Annotated in this window: 23 protein-coding genes; 17 read left to right on the top strand and 6 right to left on the bottom strand. The window is 67.6% G+C overall.

Annotated elements, in window-relative coordinates; translation table 11 throughout:
- Positions 1 to 297: 297 nt before the first annotated feature.
- From ACYSUO_RS23570 to ACYSUO_RS23560, 3 genes are all read right to left on the bottom strand, one after another.
- On the bottom strand, positions 298 to 1473 hold the full coding sequence (locus tag ACYSUO_RS23570; protein ID WP_461778220.1) for a hypothetical protein: 1176 nt from the start codon (positions 1471 to 1473) through the stop codon (positions 298 to 300).
- A 265-nt stretch (positions 1474 to 1738) separates the two neighbouring features.
- Entirely contained in the window at positions 1739 to 2773 is a 1035-nt protein-coding gene (locus ACYSUO_RS23565) for a UvrD-helicase domain-containing protein (RefSeq protein ID WP_461778219.1), read from the bottom strand.
- Complete coding sequence (locus ACYSUO_RS23560; RefSeq protein ID WP_461778218.1) at positions 2760 to 4358, bottom strand: ATP-dependent nuclease; 1599 nt, start codon at positions 4356 to 4358, stop codon at positions 2760 to 2762. The genes ACYSUO_RS23565 and ACYSUO_RS23560 overlap by 14 nt, the downstream gene beginning before the upstream one ends.
- Positions 4359 to 4778: 420 nt before the next feature.
- Here ACYSUO_RS23560 and ACYSUO_RS23555 point away from each other — a divergent pair, with 420 nt between their 5' ends.
- Complete coding sequence (locus ACYSUO_RS23555) at positions 4779 to 5699, top strand: DUF5655 domain-containing protein (RefSeq protein WP_461778217.1); 921 nt, start codon at positions 4779 to 4781, stop codon at positions 5697 to 5699.
- A gap of 89 nt (positions 5700 to 5788) precedes the next feature.
- Here the strand turns inward: ACYSUO_RS23555 and ACYSUO_RS23550 are convergent, their stop codons facing one another.
- Positions 5789 to 6538, bottom strand: a complete 750-nt coding sequence (locus ACYSUO_RS23550; RefSeq protein WP_461778216.1) for a DNA-methyltransferase — start codon at positions 6536 to 6538, stop codon at positions 5789 to 5791.
- 630 nt (positions 6539 to 7168) lie between these two features.
- On the opposite strand from ACYSUO_RS23550, the gene ACYSUO_RS23545 reads away from it, so the two are divergent.
- The 7 genes from ACYSUO_RS23545 to ACYSUO_RS23515 all read left to right on the top strand — a co-directional run bounded on the left by ACYSUO_RS23545 (position 7169) and on the right by ACYSUO_RS23515 (position 14504).
- Positions 7169 to 8317, top strand: a complete 1149-nt coding sequence (locus ACYSUO_RS23545) for a C40 family peptidase (RefSeq protein WP_461778215.1) — start codon at positions 7169 to 7171, stop codon at positions 8315 to 8317.
- Between the two features lie 82 nt (positions 8318 to 8399).
- Positions 8400 to 8699, top strand: coding sequence for a DUF6112 family protein (locus ACYSUO_RS23540; RefSeq protein WP_267072966.1), 300 nt, complete (start codon positions 8400 to 8402; stop codon positions 8697 to 8699).
- Complete coding sequence (locus tag ACYSUO_RS23535; RefSeq protein ID WP_461778214.1) at positions 8699 to 9388, top strand: hypothetical protein; 690 nt, start codon at positions 8699 to 8701, stop codon at positions 9386 to 9388. Before ACYSUO_RS23540 ends, ACYSUO_RS23535 begins: the two co-directional genes overlap by 1 nt.
- A 34-nt stretch (positions 9389 to 9422) precedes the next feature.
- The gene (locus ACYSUO_RS23530) at positions 9423 to 10748 is read left to right on the top strand and encodes an SCO6881 family protein (RefSeq protein ID WP_461778213.1); all 1326 of its coding nucleotides are present in this window, start codon (positions 9423 to 9425) and stop codon (positions 10746 to 10748) included.
- A 136-nt stretch (positions 10749 to 10884) separates the two neighbouring features.
- Positions 10885 to 12354, top strand: coding sequence for an SCO6880 family protein (locus tag ACYSUO_RS23525; protein WP_461778212.1), 1470 nt, complete (start codon positions 10885 to 10887; stop codon positions 12352 to 12354).
- Between the two features lie 47 nt (positions 12355 to 12401).
- Positions 12402 to 12857: a DUF6238 family protein gene (locus ACYSUO_RS23520; protein ID WP_461778211.1), complete on the top strand. Its 456-nt coding sequence runs from the start codon at positions 12402 to 12404 to the stop codon at positions 12855 to 12857.
- Positions 12858 to 12875: 18 nt separating this feature from the next.
- A complete protein-coding gene (locus tag ACYSUO_RS23515; protein ID WP_461778210.1) occupies positions 12876 to 14504 on the top strand; it encodes an ATP-binding protein in 1629 nt (542 codons plus the stop codon).
- Here ACYSUO_RS23515 and ACYSUO_RS23510 read toward each other — a convergent pair.
- Complete coding sequence (locus ACYSUO_RS23510) at positions 14450 to 15877, bottom strand: pentapeptide repeat-containing protein (RefSeq protein ID WP_461778209.1); 1428 nt, start codon at positions 15875 to 15877, stop codon at positions 14450 to 14452. The genes ACYSUO_RS23515 and ACYSUO_RS23510 overlap by 55 nt on opposite strands.
- Here ACYSUO_RS23510 and ACYSUO_RS23505 point away from each other — a divergent pair.
- Positions 15836 to 16345 carry an NUDIX domain-containing protein gene (locus tag ACYSUO_RS23505; RefSeq protein ID WP_461778208.1) on the top strand — a complete coding sequence of 170 codons (510 nt, stop codon included), beginning with the start codon at positions 15836 to 15838 and terminating at the stop codon, positions 16343 to 16345. The genes ACYSUO_RS23510 and ACYSUO_RS23505 overlap by 42 nt on opposite strands.
- 39 nt (positions 16346 to 16384) lie before the next feature.
- Here the strand turns inward: ACYSUO_RS23505 and ACYSUO_RS23500 are convergent, their stop codons facing one another.
- A complete protein-coding gene (locus tag ACYSUO_RS23500) occupies positions 16385 to 17254 on the bottom strand; it encodes an alpha/beta fold hydrolase (protein ID WP_461778207.1) in 870 nt (289 codons plus the stop codon).
- Between the two features lie 184 nt (positions 17255 to 17438).
- Here ACYSUO_RS23500 and ACYSUO_RS23495 point away from each other — a divergent pair, with 184 nt between their 5' ends.
- The 8 genes from ACYSUO_RS23495 to ACYSUO_RS23460 all read left to right on the top strand — a co-directional run bounded on the left by ACYSUO_RS23495 (position 17439) and on the right by ACYSUO_RS23460 (position 24211).
- The gene (locus ACYSUO_RS23495; protein ID WP_461778206.1) at positions 17439 to 17909 is read left to right on the top strand and encodes a hypothetical protein; all 471 of its coding nucleotides are present in this window, start codon (positions 17439 to 17441) and stop codon (positions 17907 to 17909) included.
- A gap of 28 nt (positions 17910 to 17937) precedes the next feature.
- Entirely contained in the window at positions 17938 to 18600 is a 663-nt protein-coding gene (locus ACYSUO_RS23490) for a hypothetical protein (RefSeq protein WP_461778205.1), read from the top strand.
- 35 nt (positions 18601 to 18635) lie between these two features.
- Positions 18636 to 19133, top strand: coding sequence for a hypothetical protein (locus tag ACYSUO_RS23485; protein WP_461778204.1), 498 nt, complete (start codon positions 18636 to 18638; stop codon positions 19131 to 19133).
- A 23-nt stretch (positions 19134 to 19156) separates the two neighbouring features.
- A complete protein-coding gene (locus ACYSUO_RS23480; RefSeq protein WP_461778203.1) occupies positions 19157 to 19861 on the top strand; it encodes a hypothetical protein in 705 nt (234 codons plus the stop codon).
- A 113-nt stretch (positions 19862 to 19974) separates the two neighbouring features.
- Entirely contained in the window at positions 19975 to 21771 is a 1797-nt protein-coding gene (locus tag ACYSUO_RS23475; RefSeq protein ID WP_461778202.1) for a type IV secretory system conjugative DNA transfer family protein, read from the top strand.
- A 318-nt stretch (positions 21772 to 22089) separates the two neighbouring features.
- On the top strand, positions 22090 to 23268 hold the full coding sequence (locus tag ACYSUO_RS23470; protein ID WP_461778201.1) for a DnaB-like helicase N-terminal domain-containing protein: 1179 nt from the start codon (positions 22090 to 22092) through the stop codon (positions 23266 to 23268).
- Positions 23265 to 23426, top strand: a complete 162-nt coding sequence (locus tag ACYSUO_RS23465) for a hypothetical protein (RefSeq protein ID WP_461778200.1) — start codon at positions 23265 to 23267, stop codon at positions 23424 to 23426. The genes ACYSUO_RS23470 and ACYSUO_RS23465 overlap by 4 nt, the downstream gene beginning before the upstream one ends.
- Positions 23427 to 23971: 545 nt before the next feature.
- Positions 23972 to 24211, top strand: coding sequence for a hypothetical protein (locus ACYSUO_RS23460; RefSeq protein WP_461778199.1), 240 nt, complete (start codon positions 23972 to 23974; stop codon positions 24209 to 24211).
- Positions 24212 to 24224 lie beyond the last annotated feature (13 nt).

The following is a 24224-nucleotide window of genomic DNA, read 5'->3' as shown; positions in this document are numbered from 1 at the left end:
GATCGCGCCTACGACAGCTAGCATGATCCAACCGACCCTCGACTTGGCGAGACCGCAGATATCAGATAGGCCTCTCGTCTCCGGCAGGCGCCGTATGCGGAATCGCGTCCCGCAGGGCCCACCGACGAGTGACGTGCGGTCTCCGTCGGGCCCCCGCCTTGTCGTTCGAGCAGGCTCGTCCGCCTCCAGCTGCGTGCAGTCGCAGCATTGCGAGAAAAGTGCGCTGCAGCCGGCCCAGCACGTGCCGCCAACCCTTGGCCCGCCAGGGGTCTTTGAGAGGCCCTGGAACTTCTCGACTCACCCCACGCGACTTGTGGCGGCCGGTGCTTCGGGATGGGCTACTCGGGTGGGCTCGTCGTGCGGGAGCATGCTCATCTGGTCGATCAGCGGCACTACGGCGGAGTAGAGGTCTTCTCCTGCCGGGTTCGCCACACCGGCATGGCGCTCCCCCACCGCATATCCCGCGCCAGAGAGCAGGTCGGCGAGCTGCAAAGACGAGTGCTCCACGGACTTCCCTCGCCGGAGGTGGCCCAGATGCACGCCGCGGGACAGATAGCGGAACTCCGGGTGCCCGCGGTCGCGTACGTCGGCCTCGATTTCGTCGAAGTTCGCATCGGTCAGCGCCCTCTGGTCGTCGACCAGCATGTTCACCCGGCCCAGCCTTTGCGACCAGATGTCGGTGACCATACGGACGGACGGGATGAGTGCCTCGAGGGCCTGTGGGAGCACGCCGTCAGGCTCAAAGGCGTCTTGGACGTACTCCGTTGCTTCCTGCCGGGTGGAGCGCAGCAGGGCCAGCGTTTCGGTGACATTGCGCCGGTAAGAGCGAGCCCACGCCTCGTCGACAACCTCGAAGAAGTCGTCGGGCGTGACCAGTTGATCTTTGTTCTTCTGGGAGGTGAAGGCCACGGTGGACGCCAGCAGGCGGTCGAAGAGCTCCGGCCCCAAAGCGCGCGGACCCTCGGCGAACAGTCTTCGAGCCATTTTCCGGGCCTGCCCCGTATTGCGGATGTCGCGGCCTTGCTTGTGGAGCATTTCCTCGACGAACAGGTCGATCAGTTTGGCGACAACGAAGTAGTGCTTGTCGACGAGGTAGACCGATGCTCGGCCGTGCAGAGCACCGCCCGGCTCCAAGAGGCCGGAGAGGACCAGGCGGCGTTGACCGTTCTTTTGGCCGGCGAAGGTTCCGGAGAACTTCAGCTCTGGAGCCTGCAGTCGGGTTGCTTTGCGGATCTCCTCCACGATGGGCTCGGCCTCAGTGTCACTGATGGCTACCGAACCGATCGAGAGGTAGCGACTGCGCTGCGCGCCGTGTAGCTGATCGCCGTCGTAGCCCGATTCGTCTACGGCCACCCACCGTCCATCTCCTCCCACGTCCGCAGTGAGGTCGATCTGATTGCGACGGGCGTACTTCGGCCCCTTCAGGCCGGTGCCGGGATTGGGCTGGCGGTCGCAATGGTCCATACGGTGCATAGTTCTGAACTCCTCGGCCGCACGGGCAACGTGCGTGCAGTGATCATCATTGGCCGCCCCAACGCCCGCCGGCGAGCCTGCGTTCCGGAGCGCGCAGGCTCTCGGCAGTGCTCGCCGGTGATGGCCGGCGCCCTGGTCGTGTCGGCGCCATGGGGAGGCGCCAGCCAGCACGGGCTGTGGCGGTCGAAGCCCACGTCAGACTCAATCTCATGCCGACCAGACCGCGACCGGTTCCTGCGCAGCGCGAGGGCCGGCTCGTGGCCGGCTACGGCATCACGAACGCCACGCTGTACCGAGCTCGCGTCACCGCGACGTACAGCTTGGAGCGGTCCCCGGCCTGCTCGGGATCGCGGCTTCGGTAATAGTTGATCATCGGCTGGGTAGGGAAGATCAGCACTCGATCGAACGTACAGCCCTTCGACTGGCCGAAGTTCATAGCCGCGAGCCCTTGGGTGTCGGCCTTCTTGTTCCACCTCAGTACGACCGGTGCGTGTCTCTCGATGTACGCAGGTACCTCGGCCGGTGTGATGGTGGTGACGCCGTCATGGCCGGTGAGTTCGGCGTTCTTGGAGATGGTTCGTGGCAGTTCCGGGAACAGTTCGTCGGCGAAGTCGCAGATCTCCTGGTTGCATCGGTAGCTTTCGGTTCGGGAATCGATCTCGCAGAGGCTCTTACGCTCGTCCAGCCACTGAGCGATACCGCCACCCTTGTACTTTTTGTACTTGGTTGCATTGTTCGTCGCGAAGGTGGCCTGTCGCGGATCTCCGACGACCGTGACCTCGCAGGCCGACTTGAACAAGAGATCAAGCAGTACGAGGTCGTAGCCAGCGAGGTCCTGGACCTCGTCGATGTAGATGTGGTCGTAGATCTCGGTCAGCCGGTTGACGACCTTGCCGCCGCTGCGCCGGTCTGCCTCGCATGCGAAAGCAGCCGTCTCGTCCCGGAACATGTCGCCGTGCACGTCAAGGTAGTACTTCCTGACGTCCGTCTTGCGGATGAACCTCCTGCGCTCCCCGCGGAAGTTCAGCCCTCGCACCACACCCACGTCATCGAGCACAACACTCTGGTACGGGCGCGCGCACTGATTTAGGAGGAAGGCGAACCAGGTCATCACTGTGACGTGCTCGGGCAGCAACCCGGTGCCGCCGCTGAGCCGGTCGACCAGTTGGTTCATGTTCTCGGTCGTGTACGTGGTGACCAAAACCCGCTGGCCCGGGTCGCCGAGAACGCAGTCCACGATGTGCTGCGTTTTGCGTGAACCTGCAGCGGCAAGAACGGCGAGGTTGTTATGCGACTGCATCAGCGATGTACCCCGGCATGGAGATGCTCTCGGCAGATTCGAAGATGGCCAACGCACAGGTGGTCTTGCGTGCCTTCATGTAGGCGAGCAAGTCGTCGTCCGTGGTGAAGTTCTTGCCGAAGACGGTGTTGAGCACACCGCGGCCATTCGCCTTGAGTAGCTGCGGCTCCAGGGTCGGGAAGTCCGTGTCCTCGCCCACGTGCACCGAGATGTTGGTGAGCCCGCCGAAGGCGGCGTACCGCTCCTTCACCTGCTCCGGGTCCTTGCCGTCGTTGTCGGTGACGACGGCGACCCGGTTGTGCTCCAGCAGCGCGGCGATGTGGAGAAACCGTTTGAAGGAGAGCCCACGGATGTTGATGACGTCGACGCCATCCTCGGCCGGCAGACAGCCGTGGGCATCACGGTAGGCGCGCTGGACGACGAGCTCATCGGAGGGGCCTTCGACGAGGATCGAGCGGCGGGCCAGGACGACGCGCAGCGTGTCGTAGCCCGAGAGCTTGCGGAAGTAGTCCTGGGTGTCGGCCGGCAGGCTACTCAGGCGGAAGCCCCGCTGCTCTGACAGGAGTACGAGGTTCTCCAGGCCCAGCTTGTTCAGGACGTACGAGCTGTGGGTGGTAATGAAGACCTGCTTGTCCTCGCACATGGTGCTGATCTTGCGGATCAGCTTGCCCAGGTTCGCGAACGACAGGTGGTTCTCAGGCTCTTCGACCAGGACGACGTGGGCCGCCTCCGCCTTCTTGTTCAGGGCCAGCAAAATCTTGAGGGTGCTCTGTTCACCCTTGCCCACGAACTGGAACGGCAGATTGTCGAGGTGGGGGACGATGCTGTTTTCCCAGTTGGACTTCTGGGAGACGTCGATGCTCAAGGTGAGCTCGCGCTCACTGACGTCCCTCCGGGCCCCGCGGAGCGCGTCGTTGATCTTGACGATGGCCGCGTCGGCGGCGAAATTTTCCCGCAGGCTACGGTAGGCGCGGGTCAGCTCGACGCGCTCGCGGGGCATCAGGTGCGAGGTGATGATGTCGTTGAGGTAGTAGTCGGCACCGCTTTGAAGGTGGATGTTGGCGGCGTCGATCAGAGAGGCCGTGGCAGGGATCCGCGGGAAGGTGATGCCGTTGCCACCGAAATCGAGCCAGTCGACCTTGTAGTACTCGGTCGGCACGAGGCGGACCTCGTCCGGGTTTTTGACGAACTCCCCGTACTCCTTCTCGTAATCGGGGTTGAGGGACGCCCGGATGCGAATGCCCGGCTCGTCGCTCCTGAGGAGGTTGTTCGTCCCCTTCAGGGTTGATGGCGCGGTGTCGCCATCAAGGAAGAGATCGATGATGATCTCGGGCGGTCTGACCTCCCGGCCACCCCGGAGGGCGGCTATGTACTCGTCAACGATCTCTCTGTTGAACAAGTACGGCGACAGCTCATACCCCATGAGTCGCCCCCTGATCCGCCCCGTCAGGGCCAGGCCGATGGCTTCGAGGAGAGTGGATTTCCCGCGGTCGTTGTCGCCGACCAGAATGTTCATTTGGGGATCGAAGTCGAGCTCAAAGTCCCGAAACGTCCGGTAATTTCTAATGATGACCTTGGTGAGCACATCTCCCCCGCGCGTCAGCGGCCGCCCCTCACGGACGCAGGCGGCACGAGCACCTCAGACCCCCACTGGTCGGCACCCTGACGCATCATAGACACATTTCCTTCACGCTTTGCGCACGCTTCCTCTGTGGGTACACCGTCGGTACGACCCCTGCAGCGTCCGCCGACCCCTCCCGCTTGAAGGCCGTCTGTTTTGGCGCAGACATCCCCACGACGTGCATCAAGTGGCGCTGGAGAGCTCCACGGTTGTGCGGGAACGGGGGCGTGCGCAACCACGGGACGTTTTGTCTGCTGCGAGCTCCATCCGGCCTGGGAGCAGTGAACGTCCGCACCCTCGCGGTCGCTTCCTTCGTCGGAGGAATAGGGGCTTCCTCATCTCGATTGATCACTTACAAAGGACCCGAGATGTCGAGGGCGCGGGATGAGCAATCTGAAGGTCTTCAAGGTCAGAGGTCGGGGCGTCACCGAAGTCCCCGGAGAGACCGTCAGCGTAGAGGTCGAGCTGCAGCGGCTTGTCGAAGCCAACATGGAGACGATGCTCGGCATCCGGTTCCTGGCCACCGAGTACCGCACCGGGCGTCATGGCGGCCGGATCGATTCGCTGGGCCTCGATGAGAACGGCACGCCGGTCATCGTGGAGTACAAGCGAACCCGGGACGAAGCGGTCGTCGTCCAAGCGCTCTCGTATCTGTGCTGGCTCCAGGACCACCACTACGAGTTCGAGAACCTGGTTCGAGACAAGCTCGGCATCGAGGCCGCCGGCACGGTCGACTGGAGTGCTCCGCGGATCGTGTGCGTAGCCGGCGCCTTCACGAGTCACGAGACGATGGCCGTCGAGATGATCCCGCACCGGATCGACCTTGTGTCGTACCGAATCTTCGGCGATGCAGTAGCCCTGCACCTCGTCACGGCGGCTGGAGGCACCCGGCTCCCGACGCGCGGCAAGTCCGTCTTGTCGGCACGTGCAGCTCCAACGGCACCGAAGTCGGTCCAGCAGCTTCTCGATGAGTCGCCCACAGAGCTGCGCGAACTGTACGCCGACCTCGATGAGCTCTTCCTGTCGCATCGCGATGTGCAGATGGAGCCGCAGATGCACTACTTCGCATACCGGCGCTTCCAGAACATCGCCACAGTACGTGTCCAACCTCGGCGAGGCGCGCTCGTAGTCAGCCTGCGCCTCGATCCCAGCACCGTGGCCCTACAGGAGGGCTTCACCCGGGACTTGAAGGGGCGTGGAAACCTCGGACTGCAGGGGAAGCATGTCGTCGAGGCTCGGATCACCACTCGGCAGGACCTCGACCGAGCCGCTGACCTGATTCACTGCAGCGTCGAGGCCGCATAACTCAACTACACGGACGGGCTGTTGCTCCAACCACTCGGTAGAGCAACAGCCCGTCTCCTGCTTCACCCCATGTAGGGCTCGCCTCGTTCTCACTTCTCAGGTCCAGCGAGTTCGAAGGCGTCCCGGGTGAGTGCGCTGCGCAGTCGCTGCTCGGCGATGTCGGCGTAGTGGTCCGACAGTTCGACGCCGATGAAGTGTCGCCCCTCGAGCAGGGCGGCGACACCAGTGGTTCCTGAGCCTGCAAACGGGTCAAGAACCGTGCCGCCGGGCGGGCAGATCTTCACCAGTTCCTGCATGACCTCGACTGGCTTCTGAGTGATGTGAACGCGGTCCTTGCGGGGCTGGCTCGCGGTGTAGAGGCCAGGCAGGTAGACGGGGTTCCGGTTGGCGTCGACCGGGCCCTTGGTGCCCCAGATGATGTACTCGCAGGACTGTTTGAGGCGCCCCTTCTGCGGGCGGGACACGGGCTTGTGCCACGCGGCGACGCCGCGCCATGTCCAGCCTGCGGCCTGCAACGCGTCGGTGGTGGTGGGCAGTTGCCTCCAGTCGGTGAAGACGAGGGCGGATCCGGATTCGGCGGTGGCCCGGTAGGACTCGGTGAGCAGGAGGGTCAGCCAGAAGCCGTACGAGCGCTGGTCGCGGTTCTCGCCGGGGAAGTTGGCGAGGTCGTGTTCGGCATCGCCGGAGGTGTACTTGGCGCGCGCGCTTCGCCCGGTGCGTTCCCCGCTGGTGCGGCCGCCGCTGTTGTAGGGCGGGTCGGTGATGACGGCGTCGACGCTGTTGTCGGGGATGTCTGCTAGGGCGGTGAGGGCGTCGCCTCGGTGGAGGGTGTATGGCATTGCGCGGTTCTCTTTCGCTGGGCCGTGCGCAGCCGACTATTCGCCGAGTGCAGCGCGGACTGATTCATCTCGCACCAGTAAGTACGAATACGGGTGCCCGGTGGGGAATGAGCGGAAGGTTAACCGTCCGTTCCGGCCGGCCCTAACTGCCTCCTGACAGCAGCTGCGGAACTCGGCTAATGCGGCTGAGGGTCGTTTGGTGTGGCCGGGTTGCGTTCATACAGTCTCGCCATGTTCGACGGAAGGGGCTCCGTTGCTCCCCGGTTGAACTGTGCTGATGCGCGTGCTGCCCAACTGAGAAGGCGCCGCTGCAGCACCAACGGGATCAGTCTTTGAATCGGTCGGGAGTTGACTTCCGTGTGGCGTCTGAGATTACGAGGGCGGCTGGCTGCCGCTTTTCATGAATAGCAGTGGGGCCGGCCGGGAGGCATCCGACCCCGGCCGCCCTCATTGGCCCTTCCGAATCTCTGGATTGCGTATTTTTGACCGGCTCGGTCCGGGTGGCCTTTTCGACGAGAACGCCCGCGCTGCGCCGCCTACTTGTAAGGAGCTGCTCATGCGGCATGCCCTGGTTCAGGGGCCTTCCACGTCCTCTGCTTCGGCCCGCTGTCCGGCGGCGGGGCACTGGGCATGAAGGTGGCCCCGGCTGTCATCGGCACCGTGGCGCTCGCACCATTCCTCCTGATCGCCCCGCTGGGGATCGCGCTGTCCGGCGCTGACTCAGCTCAGGCGGGTTCTTGTGCACCCGGTGGCACGCAGGCGGTGGACTCTGCGGCCGTGGCCAAGCAGGTGGCTTCATCCCTCAACGGACACGGCGAAGGCTCAGTTTCGGTCTCGGGGCTCGAGGCCCCTGCCGAGCAGATCCCGAATGCCAAGGACATCGTGGCCGCAGGGCGTGTGATGAAGGTTCCGGCTCGTGGCCAGGTGGTCGCCCTGGCAACTTCCCTCCAGGAGTCGGGACTTCGCAATCTCGACTACGGCGACCGGGATTCGCTCGGGCTGTTCCAACAGCGGCCCAGCCAGGGCTGGGGGACGACGGCGCAGGTGCGTGATCCGGTGCACGCATCGACGAAGTTCTACGAGGCGCTGCTCAGGGTTCCCGGGTGGCAGTCCATGACGGTCGCACAGGCTGCGCAGGCGGTGCAGAAGAGCGGCTTCCCTGATGCGTACGCCAAGTGGGAGCCGCTCGCGGCGGCCTTGCAGAAGGGCATCGACTCGTCTCTGCCGACGCAGTCGGACTCCGGTTCCGGAGGGAACACCGACGCGGATGCTGCGAGCGACGCCGCAGACGCCGCGTTCGCCGAGTGTGGCAACGCGGAGGACGGCACCGGCTTCGGCACCATCCCAGCTGGCGCCCTCCCCAAGGGCTACAAGATCCCGGCAGGCTCCCCGAAGCCGGTACGTGCCGCGATCCGTTGGGGTCTTGGCCAGCTCGGTACCCCGTATCAGTGGGGCGGCGAGTGCAGCGATCCGCGCGGCCAGGATCCGATGGGCCGCTGCGACTGCTCGTCCTTGATGCAGGCGTCGTACCGGGCGGGTGGCATCTCCCTCTCCCGGACCACGTACACGCAGGTCAAGGAGGGCAAGGCGGTCAGTGTCGGTGCCCTGATGCCGGGTGATCTCCTCTTCACCGAGGGCACGGCCGAAGTCCCGGAGCACGTCGGGATGTTCATCGGTCACGGTCTGATCCTGCAGGCCCCGCACACCGGCGACGTGGTCAGGATTTCGCCCCTCGCCGACTGGCGAACGGACGTGCTGGCCGCTCGCCGGATCGTCTGATCGGTCCCCCGCCTCTTCCTCTTCTCTCTACTTTCCGGGCCGTTTCGCGCCCACAATCCAACCTGGAGTCCCAGTGAAGCTCATGCAGCACGCCCAGATCCTGGCGTACAACCCCGGCGTCACGCCGAGCGAGGGCGGTCTTCCCGGTCTCGACGTCCTGAAGAAGGTCATCGGCAGCATCAACCTGTTCGGCATCATCGCCGTGGTCGGCGCCCTGGCGATCTCCGCGATCGTGTGGGCCTGGGGACACCACAGCGGTGGCCATCAGGCCGAGGCCACCGGCAAGAAGGGCACGGTCGTGGCCGCCGGGTGCGCCCTGCTGCTGGGTGCCGCGAACGGCATCGTGGCGTTCTTCTCGGCGATGGGGACGCAGGTCCACTGATGCCGAAGAAGCTTCGCCCGTCCTCCGCTGAGCGCCTTCGTCGAGGCCCGTCGTCGGTGGCTCGCCGTGCGGCCATCGGTGGAGTCGTGCTCGCGGTGCTGCTGGCCTTCGCCGGCCTGACCGCCTACCTGACGCGCACGGAATCACCATCCACGTCGAGGCCCACGCCGCAGCCGACGTCCTCACCCGCACCGGACACCTCCCCGTCCACCGCGCCGAAGGATGGCGCGGCGGTGGCCGTGCCACCGAAAACGCGCGATCCGGTCACCTTCGCCAAGGCCGCCACCAACGCCCTATGGACCTACGACACCCGATCCTCCTCGCAGCCCGAGCAACTCGCCGGGCTGAAGCGGTGGATGACCGACGAGTCGAAGGTCGCCGACTGGAAGTCGGTCACCAAGCAGGTACCCAGCCCGGTGCTGTGGTCGCGAATGCACGACAACCATCAACACGCCAGCGCCACGGTCGGCGAGGGCCATTTCCCGCAGGCGTTCAAGACCGCCCTGTCCAACGACCCCGGTGCGATCACCGAGACGTACGTCTACGCCGTCACGGTCTCCGGCAAGCAGTCCATCGACTGGAAGGGCTCCGGCGCCGGAGCCGAGTCCCGTTCCACGACCCTCGCCGTCCAGTGCCGCCCGCACCACGACTGTGCGCTGGTCGGTGTGCTGCCGAATGTCTCGCCGTGAGCACGGCCCTCAACTCCCGTAAGGAGGTGCCCGCATGGGGGCTTGTGACCTTCCTCTGATGAACACGGTGTGCGATGCCGTCGGCGGTGTCGCCGGCGCGACCGGTGAGGCCGTCACTGACGGCATTGGTGCCTGGATCGCCAAGTCGATGGGCGAAATGGCCCAGGCCGCGGCGGACCTGGCGACCAAGGCCGTCGACAAGACCACGGCCATCGATCTGAACGCCGACTGGTTTCGGCATAACTACGAGCTGCTGCTACCCATCGGGCTCGTGCTGACCGTGGGCACGTTCTGCCTGCAGCTCACCCGGGCCGCCTGGCGCCGCGACGAGCGTGCCCTCGCCCAGGCCGTCTACGGCACCGTGGCCGGCGTCCTGTTCGCGTTCGCCGCCATCGCCTGCTCCACAGTGGCGATCACTGTCGTCGACGCGCTCAGCGCAGGCCTGTTCCAAGCTGCCAACACCTCGGCGGACGATGCGGTGCGCCGCATCATCAAGGTCAACGAATTGGGGGCGATGTATGGGCTGGGCTGGGGAACCCCCGCGCTCATCGCGCTCGGCTGCGCCATCGGGGCGTTCTTGTACTGGGCGGTGATGGTCGCCCGCAAGGTCGGCATCCTGATCCTCGTCTCGCTCGCGGTGTTCGCCGGTGCAGGCGGCGGCTGGGAGGTCGCGCGGCGCTGGCGGCGCGGCTGGATCGAGGCAACCGGCACCCTGATCGTCTCCAAGCTGCTGATGACCATCGTGTTCCTGCTCGGTGTGTCCGCCATGGGCAAGACGGATGCCAACGGCGGGCTCGGTGCGCTGTCCGACGCGCTCGCCGGCATGGTCGTCATGGTGCTCGTGCTGCTGTGCCCGTACGCGACGTACAGGTTCGTGCACTGGGCGGCCGACGGTGGCGGCCACGACGACCTGCACCGCACCGGCGTCGCGGGCATCGGAGTCGCAGCGGGTGCGGCAAAGACCGCGGGCCAACTCGCCATGCAGGCCGGCGCTGGCACGCCTGCACCCCAGGGACCGTCCAAGGTGCCCGGCCAGGGCTCGGCCGGGGTGGCCTCGGGGATCGACCCGACCGGCGGCTCGAGTGGCGACAGCACGCCGAAGCAGACCCACTTCCGCTTCGGCGAGGACCCGAACAGCAACGGGGACAAGGGCCGTGCCCTGATCCGTCGGCCTCCCACCCACGGCGACCGCGGCGTCCCGCCCATCCGGCGCCCCGGCCAGGGCGGAGAGGACGCGGCTCCGGTGGCCACCGGCCCGACACCGCAGGGCGCGTCCGTCGCCTCGCCACAGGTCCTGCACGAGGATCCGCCGGCGCCTCGGCGCAGCGGGCCTCCGCCGCAGGGTGGTGGCACCTCGTAGCGCTGAGCCCGTCCCCCGCCCCCATCTGGGCGGATCGGGCTCGTAGCCCGCCTAGGGCGGGGCGGCCAACCCGCCCCGGCCGCCCCATCTCCCCCTTTCCCTCTTCTCCTGTTCGTGTTCCAAGAACGGCTTCGCCATGCTCTCTGACGCTTCCCACCCCGACGGTCCGGCCACCGTGAAGTTCCCACACCGCTCCCGCCGTGGCGTGCTCCTCGGCCTCACCGCGTCGCAGTTGTCCGTGGTGGCGGCCAGCGGCCTGCTGCTGCTCGCAGTGCTGCTCACCTCCGGTGTGCCCGGAGCGCTGAAGCTGTTCCCGCTGTGGGCTCTGGCGCTGGCTGGCGTCTTCGTCCGGCACCGCGGACGCGTCCTCGCCGACTGGGCGCCCATCGTGATCCGTTACGTACTTCGCCGCTTGCGGGGCCAACTCGTCTGGCTTGCCCGCCCCTCCACCCGGCCCCAGCGCGAGGGCCTGCTGCACCTGCCGGGCACCGCCGCCTCCTTGCGCGTGGTCACCACCCCGAGCGGACGCTTCGGCGCCGTGCACGATCCGCACGCCGGCACGCTGACCGCCGTGGTCAAGGTCTCCTCCCGCGCGTACGCCCTCCTCGACCCGGCCACCCAGTCCAGCAACGTCTCCGGCTGGGGCCGCACCCTGGCCGCACTCGCCCGCACCGGACACATCGCCCGCGTCCAGGTCCTGGAGCGCACCGTCCCCGACTCCGGCGACGCACTCCACCGTTACTGGAGCGAGCACGGCGACGCGGCGACCCCGCTGGCCGGGCCGATCTACTCCGAGCTGCTGGCCGCCGCGGGACCCGCCACCGCCCCGCACGAGGCCTACGTCGCCCTCGCCCTGGACCTCAAGGCGGCCCGCCGCCTGATCAACCAGGCCGGCGGCGGACTGACCGGCGCCTTCGCCGTCCTCGCCCAGCTCACCGCCACCTTCGACCAGACCGCCCGCAACTCCGGTCTCGCACCGTCGGGTTGGCTTCCCGCGACCGAGATCGCCGCCGTGATCCGCACCGCGTACGACCCGAAGGCATCGGCCGCCCTCGACCGCTGGTCCTCCTCGGGCCTCCCGCAGGCCGACCCCGCCGCTGCGGGCCCGGTCGTCCTTGTCGAGAAGGCCGACCGCATCCACACCGACTCGGCCCACCACGCCACCTTCTGGATCGAGAACTGGCCACGCATCGATACCAACCCCGGCTTCCTGCACCAGCTCCTGTTCACCACCGGCGTCCGACGCAGCCTCTCCCTCACCTACGCGCCCAAGGCCCTCGATGCCGCGCTGAAGGACGTGCAGCGCAAGAAGGCCACCGTCCTCGCGGACGCGGCCGAACGGGCCCGCAAGGGCCAGGTCGACTCCGAGGAGGACTCGGTCGAGTACGCCGACATCAAGCAGCGCGAACGCCAGCTGATCGCCGGCCACGCCGACGTCGCCCTGACCGGCCTGCTCACCGTCAGCGCGGACAGCGACGAGCAGCTCAACGCTGCCTGCGCCGCCATCGAAACCGCCGCCGTCTCCGCCCTAGTCGACCTGCGCCCGCTGACCTGGCAGCAGGCCGAAGCCTTCACCAGTGCCGCTCTGCCACTCGCCCGCCCGTAGCGCACCCACACCACCGTTTCCCGCGCTCTACCGAAGGGCACCCCGCCATGCCGACCGAGCCCCTGCCCGAACTGGCTCCGGACTTCGTCCCGTTCTCCACCACCGCACTCGACTTCCACCGGGCCATCAACATGCCCGTTGCCCAAGTCGCCGCCGGGCGCACCGAACTGGACGCCCTGCACGCCCACTTGATCGCTCTCTACGGCCTCCTCGATGCACACACTGCGCGCACCACTCCGGTCGCCGCAATCGAGGGCGACCACCTCAGGGCATGCCGGATCCGACTGTGGCAGGCAGCCGACCACCTCCACGCCGCCTTCCACTCGGCACCGGACCCGAAGACCGGGCGCACTCCCACCCGAGAGGCTTGTCGGCCCCGGCTGCCTGAAGGCGCCCCCGAACTGACCGTCTGCCAGCGCCACCTGGCCACCGCCGCGCAAGTCCGCCGCGACCACACCCCGGCCGACCTGCGCGACCCGTTCACCGGCCTCACCCGCCACTGACCACCGGAGCCCACCGCCATGCCTTCCCACACCACCAGCCGTGCCAGCGCCAGCGCCAGCGCCAGCCCACTATTCGTTCCACGCAAGTCCGACAGGCGCACTGCCCGCGCCGCCCGTGAGCAGTTCACCGCAGCCCTCGACCAGGCTCGACACGCCACCCGACCCACCTCCCGTGCCACCGACACCGGCGTCGACCCCGACCAACGCGCCACCTACCCACCCGCCGGACGCCCCGGCCCCGCCTCCGCCCGCGGCAGCAAACTCAAACTCCCCGCCCACCGGATGACCACTGCGGTAGCCGCCGGCGCCTACCCCTTCCTCGCCGAAGGCGGTCTGGGCGCCCAGGGCGTCTACGTCGGCCGCGACGTACACGCCGAGGCCGCCTTCACCTACGACCCGTTCGCCCTCTACGGGCGGCTCGACGGCTTCACCAACCCCAACATCCTGCTCGCCGGAGTCATCGGCATGGGCAAGTCCGCCCTCGCCAAGTCCCTTGCCCTGCGTGCCGTCGCCTTCGGCTACCGCATCTACGTTCCCTGCGACCCCAAGGGCGAATGGACCATCGTGGCCCGCGGGTTGGGCGGGCAGAGCATCGCTCTCGGGCCCGGTCTGCCAGGCCGCCTCAACCCGCTGGACGCCCCGGCCAAACCGTCCGGCGTCAGTGCGGAGGACTGGGCGAGCGAGGTCCGCAAGCGCCGTCTCCTCCTGCTCGGCTCGCTCGCGAAGACCGTCCTGCGCCGCGAGCTGCACCCAATGGAACACACCGCCCTCGACGTCGCGCTCGATCAGGTCGTGGCCGACGCCGAATCCACCAGTACCACGCCCCTACTCGGCCAGATCGCGCACGTACTCGGCTCCCCCGAGCGCCTCGACGGCGCGCTCGGCGAACTCTCCGGACGCCTCGGCCAGGCCGCCGAAGACCTAGCCCACGCACTGCGCCGCCTGGTCCACGGTGACCTGGCCGACATGTTCGACGCCCCCTCCACCGTGGCCTTCGATCCAAGCGCGCCGATGCTGTCCATCGACCTCTCCCGGCTCGGCGGTGCAGGCGACGACACCGCACTCGTCCTGGCGATGACCTGCGCCTCCGCGTGGATGGAATCAGCACTCGCCGACCCCACCGCAGGACGCCGCTGGGTCATCTACGACGAGGCATGGCGAGTCATGCGACACGTCGCGCTCCTGGAGCGCATGCAGAGCCAGTGGAAGCTCTCCCGGGGCCTGGGCATCGCCAACATGATGATCATCCACCGGCTGTCAGACCTGCTGACCGCGGGCGATGCCGGCTCGCGAGGCCGCGCGCTCGCTGAGGGCCTGCTCACCGACTGCTCCACTCGCATTATCTACCGCCAGGAAGCGGACCAACTCACTGCTTCCGCGGCCCTTCTGGGCCTGACTGGCGTCGAGAAGCAGGCCATTTCCGCCCTGACCAAGGGACGCGGCCTTTGGAAAGTAGCCGGCCGTTCCTTCATCACGCAGCACCTGCTCCACCCACAAGAGCGCGAACTCTTCGACACCGACTTCCGCATGGCCGCCAAGCCCAGTGGGGTCACCGAGATTGCGCCCCACGCCCTGGGGCGCTGCCAGCCAGATCAGGGGCGTACGCGTGTGGGGTCCCAGGCAGGTGGAGGTTCTCCCTCGCGGTAGGCCTCTTCGCACTCTTCGATGCGAGCTTTGATGTGCGGGTGGGCAAGCAATCCCTCCGGGATGGTGCTGGAGCGGTAGATCCGGGCTTGGCAAAGCTGTTCCGCACGTAGGTTGTCTGTTCCGGAGAGGTCGGCGTCGTAGAGGTTGGCGTCCGTGAAGACGGTGTTGATGAGGTTCGCGCCTTGCAGTTGAGCCTCTGTGAGGTTGGCGTTGGAAAGGTTGGCTTCTTCGAGGTTGGCTTCGCGCAGGTCGGCTTGAAAGAGTTTCGCGCGCTGCAACTTGGTCTGGTACAGGAGCGTCTCACGCAGAACAGCGGTGTTGAGCCTGGCGTCCCTGAGGTCCGTGCGATGCAGGTCAGCATGGGTGAAATCTGCTCCGTCCGCCTGCACTCGATTGAGTCGGGCCCCATCGAGGTTGGTGCTCCTCAGGATGGCGTGGCGGAGTCTGGCTCGAGGCAAGTGGCCGTTCTTCAGGTCGGCGCCGGTCATCCAGGCACCGGTGAGATCGACCTCGCTGGCGTCCCATCCTTCGAGGACCATGTTGCGCAGGTCGGGGCGCCGGTGTGCTTCTTCTCGCCAATTGCGTCCGAGAACGTTGAGGGTGGCTCGGATGGTTTCCGGGAGAGTCAGAAGCTGAGGTTCGCTCGCCCCTGTTGGGAGGGCTGTCTCGGCGGATGCATCTCTGAGTTCGGCTGCGGTTCCGTCAAGTCGGGTGCGTGCGTATGCGGCTAGCACTTCAACGACAGTGGTTCGATCTTTGGCAGAGTCACGCATGATTCGTTCGAGGCTGTAGATGCCACCGAGAGCTTCGTACTGCTGGTCGGATGCGAGCAGCTTGATCGCCTCTACATAGAGTGCTGTGACCTGCCCTTCGCGGGTGAGCTCGGCTTGCCGCTCGTCCCGTTTCCGCGTTTCCTCAAGAGTGGTTCTGAATTGTGCGTCAGTCTCGGCAAACTGATCCTGCACGTGCTGGAACTGCTTGTGCTCGAGCTTGTGCTTCCTGTGGGTGTAGTAGAGGCCGACGCCAGCAATGACGCCTGCAGCGAGGGCGACAAGTCCCGTACGGAATCCGGTGATGACTACGCCATCGGCTGGCTCGAGCTCCTTGTCCCGAATATGGGCCTCGTCGAACCACCACGGGCCTTGCCAGAACAGGAGCACGAAGGTTGTGACAGCGGCGACGCCGCCGAGGACCGCGCGCGCGACGGCCCAGGCAGTGCGTTGCGTGGGCTCGTCGTCAAGGTCCGTCTCCGGTCCCCCACTGTTGCGGTAGGCGATGGCGAGGACCACACCGAGGGTGAGCGCAGCGCCGCAGAAGCCGATGACAGGTAAATGGCTGGACTGGATCCAGGCGGCCAGCGGCACGGGGTTCATGCCCGACATGATGTCCAGCCGTTCCAGATAGCATGCGGTGAACGGCGTTGCTCAGAGGTGGAGTTGAGGTTGGACGTTCACTCCTTGATCGCTGGCGCCGTGGTCGCCTGCAGTGGCAGTGTCCTCCTGGTCCGTCGCGCTGTTCCTGAGGGCGCGCTCGTTTGGCAGTTCCCTTCAGGCAAGGTCGACTCCGGTGAGACGCCTCTCGATGCCGCCGCTCGGGAGGCGTTGGAGGAAGCGGGTGTCGTCGTGGAACCGCTCGCGCTGATTGGTGAGCGGTTGCATCCGGTAACGAGCCGCCGGGTTGTGTATGTGGCGTGCTTGTGGCGGTCTGGGCAGGCTCGGCCGGCGTCGCCACGGGAGGTCGCGGAGGTCGCCTGGGTGCCGTTCGGTCAGTTGCCGGAGTGGATTCCCGGCGGGGTGTACGCGCCTGTATGGGAGTACCTGACGGGGCCGGCGCTACCTTAGCTGCCGAGTTCTGGCCGAATGGCTACGACTGCCGTGGGCTTACGAGGCGCCGTCCAGGACCTCACGCAGTCGGTGCGCGAACTCGTCCGGCTTGCCCGGATAGCCGAACTCTCCGTCGCAGAAACCAGCGTGGTGACTCGGGAAGACTGCCACCCGCTGTCCGAGCAGTTCGGCGGTCGCCACGGAGGTGCGTCCGGTCTGCACGCCTTCGGACTCCTCGCCCACGGCGATCACGACACGGGTCGGCGCGGCGACGAGCGCGTCGACGTCCGGCCGGTAGCTGCTCACCGCCCACGACCGGTCCGACAGCAGCGGATCGTCACGTGAGCCATCGTCTTCCGTGGGCATTCCGAAGGCGGCGGGATCCGGCTCCGGCTGTGCGAAGTACGCATCGGTGAACTCGCCCTCCCACGAGGTCATGGCCACGAACGCGGCCATCCCGGCACCCCAGCCGCGCTTCTCGTAGGCATCCCGGACACCGGCCCGCGCCCGCACCGCCGCCTCCCCGTCCGGCGTGAGCGTGATCAGCGGCGGCTCGTGCGCGACCAGGGTGGTCACGTCCGCCGGGTACTTCGCCACGACCGCGAGCGCAGTGACCGCCCCGCCACTGCTGGCGAACATCTCGACCGGCCCCGCCCCGAGCGCCTCGATCACGGCGTGCACGTCGCCGGCCTGGATCTCCGGCACGTGGTCGTCCCGCCCGTCCTTACGGACGGTGCGGCCGAGCCCACGCGGGTCATACGTGACCACCGTCCGCTCGGGGAAGCGCGCGGCGAGCGCGGCGAACCCGGAAGCGTCCATGGGCTGCCCGACCATCAACAACGGCGGACGTCCATCCGTGGTCGGCAGCGGCCCGCGAACGTCATACACGAGATCTGCGGCGGCCGTCTCAAGCGTGTGAGTCTTCATGCCGGTACAGACCGGCGCCACGCAGGAAACTCATCGGCGCCGGCGAACGTCGCGCTGCGTTGGGGCAGCACCTCCCCCACCACCCGCCGCCGCCGGTAGCGCAGATCTCCGGCACCACCAAATCCGCCCATGGGCCGCACCCTCGTCTCCCCACACGGCCCCGACCTTCGCGAGGTGCACCTGCGTGGCGGACACCCACCCGCACATCACCATCGGCCACCACGCCCAGTACGTCGTCGTCGCCGCAACCTCCCACGACAACCGCGTAGCGGAGCACATGCTGGGGCGTGTCGGCTTCGAGCGTCTACCCGGCAGCGACATGTACGCCCTGACCGACCCCCACCGAGATTCGGTCCGGCGCGGCGGACAAGCCGTGCAGTCGCTACGGGCCGCGCGGTACAGCGTCGCCTCAGACGCGGCCTACGACCTCCAGCCCATGCCGCTTAAGCCGTCGGATTCGAACGTTTCCTTCGACGTCTTCTCCCACATCACCGGCCACGGTCGGTTCGGTCCGGACCTGGTTACCCAGCCACGGCGGGCCCAGGTCGCCACTGCCGCATCTCCGGCCCGCAGCCCCGCTACGGCCCATCGGCCTGCAGTCACTGCCGAGCACCGCCTCACCCCGGCTCCCGCGCAGCGCATCCGTGCGCGCTGACCACCCGACTACGGCAAGGAGCCCCGACATGCACCTTCACCACCAGGAGCCTGACGTCGCGTTCGGTCTGATCCCGAATCTCGGCATGGCCGCTGCCGTCGCGGACGACCGCCCGAACCTCGATGAGGTCCTGCGTAAGCACCACTTCCTCTACGCACAGACCCACGACATCTATCTGCTTCCGAGCGACACCTCGCACACCGCCGCCGTACGCGCGGTAGTCGGCGCGACGAGGGAGTTCCAGGACACCGGGCTCTCCGTCGCCGTCGACCCCAAGATCCTGTTGTCCGGCTCGCTGCCAGCCACGGCGACACCACTGTCGAGGTCCCTTGATTCTTCGGCCCATGCCCTGACTGGACAACTCCACGATGCGCGACAGGCAATGGATGTCTCCGAGGCTCTGGAGCCCCTTCACTCCATGCGCAACGACGCAGCCTTCAGTGTCGAGCAACTCACCATGCGCCAGGCCGACTTGGCGACGAAGGCGGGCAACCACCCTGAAGGTGTCTCCACTTTGCAGGACGACACCCCGTGGGAACGTCGCGATCGACCAGCGCCCCCGCCATCCACTCGCGCGCAGGCAGCCATCGCGCCTTCCGTACGTCGCCGCCAGCACGCCCCGACATCGGCCACCGACGCTCCGGCAGACTCTTCCATCACCCACCCCGCCATTCCGCGCCACACCCGCTGAACCACCCATCTCTCTGCCTGCAAGGAGTCTTGCTCATGGCCGTCAAGAAGCTGTGGACCATCGATCATGCCTGTGGCCACACCAACGAGGCCGACCTCTCGGACCGTCCCGCGGACCGCAGGTCCGGCTACGCCCGCTGGCTCACCGGACGTGACTGCACCGATTGCTGGCGCGGCTCCCGCAACCGAGACGGTGTCCCCCGGGCCGACTGGCTCGCGCAGAAGCGAGCGAAGGAGCAGCTCGCCGCCGAGGAGTGGTCCGAGCAGTACCTCATGCCACCCCTGGAGGGCACCGCGCGGGCCGCCGACTGGGCCGTCCGCTGTCGCCACCAACTCGTGACCGCCGCTTACACCACGCTCGTCGTCGAGGGCACGGCCAGCGAAACGGAGTGGGAGGCGGTCGAGGACCTCATACGGCAAGTGTCAAACGCGGGTTGGTGGCTCGACCAGCGTGACGCCGACCCGGCCGACCTGCCCGAACTACTGGAAGCCGCCTCCGGCGCCAACCGGCCGACCGAGAACCCGCACTTCTGACACCCGTCCCCCGGAGGCCTCCCATGCCAACCAGCCCGACCGTCACGATCACCCGCGAAGACGACGGCAATGTCATCGCCGAGGGTGGAGATGCCCTCGCCAACACCCTGCTCACCCGCGCCGGCTTCATCTACGAGCAGTCCCTCCGCACCTTCTGGTACCGCCTGCACTGGGACACGGGTAAGCAGCGCGAGAACCAGAGGGCCAGTCACGCCGCCCGGATGCTCACCGCCGTCGGCTACCGCGTCGAGATCAGCCCCGACCTTGTCGTCGGCGCGGTGACTGCGCCGTCCGACCCACAAGGCAATCGCGTATACGGCCATCAGATCCTCGCTCTGACCGACCAGCTCAACGGCGCCAACTCCTCCGCAGCGGCAGCCGAAATCACCGAGCACGTCCTGGATCCGCACGACGGAGTCCTCGTACGCCTCGGCGAGTTCTTCGAGGCCGCCGCCGAGAAGGCAAAGGAGACCGGGAACGAAGAGGGCTGGGACCTCGCGGACGACTTCACCGAGGCGGCAGCCACGCTCACCTCGCTCGGCGAGAACCTGCACATCGCGACCGACCGGTTCAGTGCTCTCGACCGTCCGCCCCAGCCCAGTTGGCAGGACCAAGTCGTGAACTACTACGCCTCCGCGCCTGCCACACACCATCCCGACGCGGCGGCGCCGAGTGAAGCACCTGTAGCCGCTCCGCCCTCCGCGCCCAAGCCGGGCCGGACACGGTGACGACCCAGCCCTGATCACCCTCCACGACCCCAGGAGGTACCCCTCGTGACCGCTAGAAGTCTCCGTCGGCCCCAATTCCCGCTCCGCTCCGCACCACGTCATGGGACCGCGCATTGCCTCCTTCACACACCACCAGCACGCCCTCGACCACCACCGGCACCGACGCTCTTCTGTACCTGCTGATCGCCGTCGCCGCGCTCGGCTTCGGCGGAGGAAGCCTGGCCTGGTTCTTCGGCAACGCCGCCAACGTCGCGACCGGCACCGACTCTTGGGCCTCCTACGCCCCCGCCGATTCGCTGCTCCACCCCGATCAAGTCTGGCCGCACCTCCCCCACCCTGCCGTGATCGTCGGGTGCTACATCCTGCCGATCCTGGTCCTCCTGACTGCCGCGCTGCTCGGCGCAAAGGTATGGCTGCGACTGCACGGCCATCCGAACGGCCTGGCCGACCAGCGAGCCCTCGCCGATCTGCTGCCCAAGAAGATCGCCGCCAAGGCGATCGATCTCCGTCCTTGCCTGAAGGGCGCCAAGCCGAAGAACGTCGCGCCGGACGACCGTGGTGTCCTGCTCGGGACGCTCCCCACAGGCGCACACGAGGTCCGCTCCTCCTGGGAGGACGTGATCGTCGCGATCATGGCGCCCCGGTCCGGCAAGACGTCCGGACTGGCCATCCCCGCGATCCTGCGCGCGCCCGGCCCGGTCCTGCTGACCAGCAACAAGGCCGCCCGTGACGCGTTCACCGCGACGGCCGCCGCCCGCGCCGAGGTCGGCACTGTGTGGACGTTCGACCCACAACAGATCGCCCACGCACCGCAGGAGGTCTGGTGGGACATCCTTGCCGACGCCCACGATCTGACCGGAGCCCGTCGCCTGGCGGGACACTTCGTCACCGCGTCCGTGAACGAATCGAGCGCAGGTGACTTCTGGTCGACCGCCGCCGCGAACACCCTCACCGCACTCTTCCTCGCCGCCGCCCGCGGCCACCGCCCCATCACCGACGTCCTGGCCTGGCTCGCCTCCCCTGCCGACCGCACCCCCATCGACCTGCTGCAGGACGCCGGTCTCGACGCGGTCGCCGCCCAGCTCCACGGCACCGTCGCTGGCGCGGTCGAGACCCGCGACGGCATCTTCGAAACCGCCCGCCAGTACGCCAGCTGCCTCCTCAACCCGTCCATCGCCGCCTGGGTCACCCCGCCCAACAACCTGGCGAAGGTTCGAGAGTTCAAGCCGGAGGCCTTCGCCACCAGCAAGGACACCCTGTTCCTGCTGTCCAAGGACGGCGGCGGATCCGCCTCGGCGATCATCGCTGCCGCCGCCGACGCGGTGATGCGCACCGCCGTCATCCAGGCCGAGCGCGACGGTGGACGACTCGACGCCCCGATGCTGGCGATCCTCGACGAGGCCGCCAACGTCTGCAAGATCTCCGACCTCCCGGACTTGTACTCGCACCTGGGCAGCCGGGGCGTCATCCCCATCACGATCCTGCAGTCCTACCGCCAGGGCGTACGGGTGTGGGGCGAGGCCGGCATGGACGCCCTCTGGTCCGCCGCCACCATCAAGCTCGTCGGGTCAGGCATCGACGACGCCGACTTCGCCGACAAGCTCTCCCGCCTGGTCGGCGACCACGACGTACGCACCGTGTCGGTGTCCACCAATGAGTCGGGCAAGTCAACGTCGGTGTCCACGCGCCAGGAGCGCGTGCTGCCGGCCGATGCGATCCGCGCCCTGCCCAAGGGCTCCGCCCTGCTGATGGCCACCGGCATCCGCCCCGCCCTCCTTGACCTCAAGCCCTGGTACCGCGAACCGGACGCCGACCGGCTCGGCGCCGCCTCCGCCAAGGAGACCGCGGCCATCACGGAGCGCGCACTGGTCAAGTCGCTGCGCCGCGACGCCGTCGGCCCGGCCGCATGACGGCGCTGATCCTTCGATCTGGGCGAGCCAGACCCGGTGTTCTGTCGCCCGCCCCCTCCGGCCCCGCTTCGTTTGTAGGTACCGCATGTCTCACCCCACGCCATCTGACGAGTCACACCATCGCTCCGCACGTCTCGCCGGAACGCCTGCCGTTCGACACGGCACCCACTGGTGGCTGGTCGGCCCGTCCGGTGCCATCCGCGCCTCGGATCCGAACTTCACCGGCGAACTCGACCGCCTCGCCGCCGACTTGGCAGCAGCAGACCAGGCTGTCACAGCGCTCGCCACCGAGCGGAAGACCACACGTAAGGCACGGCCGTGACCCCGCTCGACCATGCCGAACAGGCCGTCCTGGGCGCACTGTTCCTCGACCCCGGACAACTTGACCGGCTCCGTGACTGGCTCCGCCCTGAACATTTCGACCGCCCTGCGCACACCGCGCTGTACGCCGCGATGCTCAAGCTCCACACAGAGCGGCACCCTTCGACCGCAGAGGACGCCACCGGACCCGTGCCACTGTCCTGGATCACGGACACCATTCAGGAGGCGAGCCACCACACCCGAGGACTGACCCCGGTCTATCCGCACCTGTTGGTATCCGCATGCCCGCGCTCCGAACACGCCCCGATGTACGGCCGGATGGTGCTGGAGGGCGCCATTCACCGCAGCGTCACCCGGCACGCGGACCAACTGCATCAGGCCGCGCTCGCCGACCTACGCACCGGCACCGCCGACGAGACCGTGCACCACGCCGAGATCCTCTCCGATGTCCTCGCCGACCTGGCCCGCACCTGGGGGACCGAGCCGCGTCCACTCCAGCCACCCACTACTCAGGTGCCCCGAGTCGATCAGCCGCCCACGGTCGCCACTCAGACCCTCGCCGACGAGGAGTACCTCCTGGGGTGTCTCGCCACTCGTCCCGAACATCTCCTTGGCCTCGTGCACTGGCTTCACCCCGACGACTTCGCCGACCGAGGACATCAGCGGATCTACCGCGCGCTCGGCGCGCTCCACCATCGCGGAGAGCCCATCGACCAGCTGACCATCCTGTGGGAGACCCAACGTCGCGGCGCACTGGCCGACGACACACTCACCACCGAACGGATCCGCCGAATCTGCGGCCCTCTCTCCGGTGGCGGCGCCGCCGAACACTACGGCGAACAGGTCCTCACGGCCTCGCTCGCCCGCACCGCCGCGACCGCGGCCCAACAGGTACGTGCACTCGCCGACCAAGATGCCCTGGCACCCGGCCAGTTGATCAACTACGCCCTGTACGCCCTCAGCCCCCTCGATGGCGTACGCCGCCGTCAGCGCATCGCGAGCGGCACCGATCCGGGTCCGCCCCGCTCCAGTCCGCAGACTCCTCCACCACCAGCTCGGAGCGAAGCCGCCCGCGCCCGCAGCCGCCCTCACCACCCCGGCCCCAAAGAGCCTGCCTCCCCCACGCCCACCGGACCGCAGCACGTCGCCCGCCCCAGCCATCGGAGTCCCTCATGACCGGATGCACCGTCGGCCCCTCGGGCCCGCTGATCGGCAGCCTGTGCTCCGGCTACGGCGGCCTGGACCTCGGGGTCAAGGCCGTCCTCCGCGGTGCGATCGTTTGGCATGCCGAGATCGATCCGGGGCCGGTCAGGATCCTGTCGCGACACTGCTGACTCTCACGACAATGCTCGTGTGGCTTCTCATTGTGATGTCGGCGGAATCGTGGACCGGTCAGCCTCTGCTCGGCATGTGGATGAGACGCTGTCGGATCCCTTTTGAGAATGCACGGTATAGCGGAGCGAGAGTCAGCACGCCGGCGACCTTGTCGGTGGCGGACTCGCGGACCTCGTACTTGGTGGCGGCGAGGTCGGAGTTCGTGGTGCGGCGGAAGTTCATCGCGCACCACCGCTCGCGTTCGCGTCGCGCTGCTCACTGCTGTGCCGCTCGACGGCGCCGGCCGCGTTGGCGGCCTGGCTGCACGCAAACGTCCCCTACCGGGCAGGGCCTGGGGCTGTGTCGTACTCGGAGTAACGATATTGCGTGACCGCGCGCAGAAATGATCGGTGCTCCCCGGTCGTCGGCGGCCGGGGAGCGCACCTCTGCATCCGTTAGGGCCACCGCGGGAGAAGTACTTGCGGGCGCCCCTCGCACCTTGACCCCGTGCGAGGAGCGTTCGCGCCGCCGCGCCCTGTCGTGCGCTCCGGCTTAGGATCCGCTCGTGGCGATCGAACTTCCGGATGACCTGATCAAGCTTCAGCGTGAAGCCGACGAGGAGGGCAAGAAGCTGGAACACCTCGACAGCGACGAGCTCACGGCACAGCGCGAGCGCTGGTTCGACAAGGTGGCCGAGGCTCAGGCCGCGGTAACCGCGTACGCCAAGGACAACGGCCTCAACCGGTACGACGTCGACAAGCAGCTCCGCCAGGTCACCCGGCACCCGCAGCCACCGCAGGAGTAGCCGTACGGGGCGG

The sequence above is a fragment of the Streptomyces sp. UC4497 genome (genome assembly GCF_054871485.1).
The sequence above is the reverse complement of the archived record's forward strand: the minus strand, read 5'-3'. Positions and strand labels throughout refer to the sequence as shown.